The organism is Dyadobacter sp. HNCC25DJ186, assembly GCF_056895235.1.
The window spans coordinates 1-2,888 of sequence record NZ_JBXHAS010000034.1 but is presented as its reverse complement, the minus strand read 5'-3'; the positions used below and the strand labels follow the sequence as shown (position 1 = coordinate 2,888).

General features: G+C 52.1%; 1 rRNA gene. It reads right to left on the bottom strand.

The annotated features are described in order from the left end of the window. Window positions 1–2,808, bottom strand: a 23S ribosomal RNA gene (locus AC1XUO_RS29540). Window positions 2,809–2,888: the final 80 nt, after the last annotated feature.

Here is a 2,888-nt window from a genome sequence, read left to right as displayed (position 1 = left end):
AAGCTGTTGGGTAATTAGTACTGCTCAGCTGAATGTATTTCTACACGTACACCTGCAGCCTATCAACGTCGTAGTCTACAACGACCCTTGTGTGGAAGATTCATCTTCGGGCTAGTTTCGCACTTAGATGCTTTCAGCGCTTATCTATTCCCCACATAGCTACTCGGCCATGCCCCTGGCGGGACAACCGATTCACCAGCGGTGGGTCCACCCCGGTCCTCTCGTACTAAGGGCAGCCCCCGTCAATCTTCCTACGCCCACCACAGATAGGGACCGAACTGTCTCACGACGTTCTGAACCCAGCTCGCGTGCCACTTTAATGAGCGAACAGCTCAACCCTTGGGACCTTCTCCAGCCCCAGGATGTGACGAGCCGACATCGAGGTGCCAAACCTCCCCGTCGATGTGAGCTCTTGGGGGAGATCAGCCTGTTATCCCCGGCGTACCTTTTATCCTTTGAGCGATGGCCCTTCCATACAGAACCACCGGATCACTATACCCTGGTTTCCCACCTGCTCGACCCGTCGGTCTCACAGTCAAGCCTGCTTGTACTATTGCACTCCACACACGGTTACCAAGCGTGTTGAGCAGACCTTTGGAAGCCTCCGTTACACTTTTGGAGGCGACCACCCCAGTCAAACTACCCACCATGCACGGTCCTGCTCTTTGAGCAGTTAGATCCCAGGCCAGCGAAGGGTGGTATTTCAACGTTGGCTCCACGATGCCTGGCGACACCGCTTCAAAGCCTCCCACCTATCCTACACATCCCTGACCCGAAAACAATGCAAAGCTATAGTAAAGGTGCACGGGGTCTTTCCGTCCCGTGGCGGGTAAGCGGCATCTTCACCGCTACTACAATTTCACCGAGCTCACGGCCGAGACAGTGCCCAGATCGTTACACCATTCGTGCAGGTCGGAACTTACCCGACAAGGAATTTCGCTACCTTAGGACCGTTATAGTTACGGCCGCCGTTTACTGGGGCTTCGATTCAATGCTTTACCTTGCGGCTGACATCCCCTCTTAACCTTCCAGCACCGGGCAGGTGTCAGGCCCTATACGTCAACTTGCGTTTTGGCAGAGCCCTGTGTTTTTGCTAAACAGTCGCCTGGGCCATTTCTCTGCGGCCTCTCTTGCGAGGAGGCTCCCCTTCTCCCGAAGTTACAGGGTTAATTTGCCGAGTTCCTTAGCCGTGATTCACTCGAGCACCTTAGAATATTCTTCTCGACTACCTGTGTCGGTTTACGGTACGGGCTGCATTCAGCTGATGTTTCAGAAACTTTTCTTGGAAGCTGTTTCGCATGTTCGCTTCGCCCGTAGGCTCTGCTCAACGCACTATTCCGTCAGTACGTACATACCACACGGCTCCGTCATTTCTTCACACTGAACGCAGGGGCAGGAATATTAACCTGCTGTCCATCGGTAATCGCCCTTCGGCTATACCTTAGGCCCCGCCTAACCCTCCGTTGATTAGCATAGCGGAGGAATCCTTAGTCTTTCGGTGTGCGGATTTCTCATCCGCATTATCGTTACTTATGCCTACATTTGCTTTTCTCACCAGTCCAGCCCGGCTTACGCCAAACCTTCACCCCTGTGAGAATGCTCCCCTACCGATCGTAATAAATTACTATCGCATAGCTTCGGTAATATGCTTGATGCCCGTTTATTATCGATGCCCGCCCCGCTCGACCAGTGAGCTGTTACGCACTCTTTAAATGTATAGCTGCTTCCAAGCTAACATCCTGGCTGTCTCTGCAGTCGGACCCCCTTAGTTCAACTTAGCATATATTTTGGGACCTTAGCTGATGCTCTGGGTTGTTCCCCTCTCGGACTGGGACCTTAGCACCCCAGCCCTCACTGCCGTGTATATCATAGCCCATTCGGAGTTTGTCAGAGTTTGGTAGGATTTGACTCCCCCTAGCCCTATCAGTAGCTCTACCTGACCATGACTCAACCACGACGCTGTTCCTAAAAACATTTCGGGGAGTACGAGCTATTTCTCAGTTTGATTGGCCTTTCACCCCTACCCTCAGTTCATCCGAAAACTTTTCAACGTTTACCGGTTCGGTCCTCCACGATGTGTTACCAGCGCTTCAACCTGACCAAGGGTAGATCACCAAGTTTCGCGTCTACAGCCACTGACTAATCGCCCATTTCAGACTCGCTTTCGCTTCGGCTCCTTCACTTCAGTGAATTAACCTCGCCAGTGACCGTAACTCGTAGGCTCATTATGCAAAAGGCACGACGTCACCCGAAGGCTCCGTCCGCTTGTAAGCGCATGGTTTCAAGTTCTATTTCACCCCGCTGCTCGCGGTACTTTTCACCTTTCCCTCACGGTACTCGTTCACTATCGGTCTCTCAGGAGTATTTAGCCTTGGCGGATGGTGCCGCCGGATTCGAAGGGGATTTCTCCGGTCCCCACCTACTCAGGATACTCACTCATATAACGCTCTTACCTGTACGGGATTCTCACCCTCTACGATTGGCTTTCCCACGCCATTCCAGTTCAATTATTATACACTTGGTGAGTCCTACAACCCCGGTCTGGCCGTAACCAGGCCGGTTTGGGCTCCTGCGCGTTCGCTCGCCACTACTTGCGCAATCATTATTATTTTCTTCTCCTGTGGGTACTTAGATGTTTCAGTTCCCCACGTTCGCCCCCCGTAGGGTAATACCACTTCATGGTACTGGGTTGCCCCATTCGGAAATCCACGGATCAAGTCATATGTGCTGATCCCCGTGGCTTATCGCAGCTTATCACGTCCTTCATCGCCTCTGAGAGCCTAGGTATCCTCCATGCGCCCTTAATTCGCTTACATGTTATTTATCTTATTCTCTTTTGCTTCTCAATATGTCAATGAACTCGTTACCGCACCTTTGTGTGGTAATGT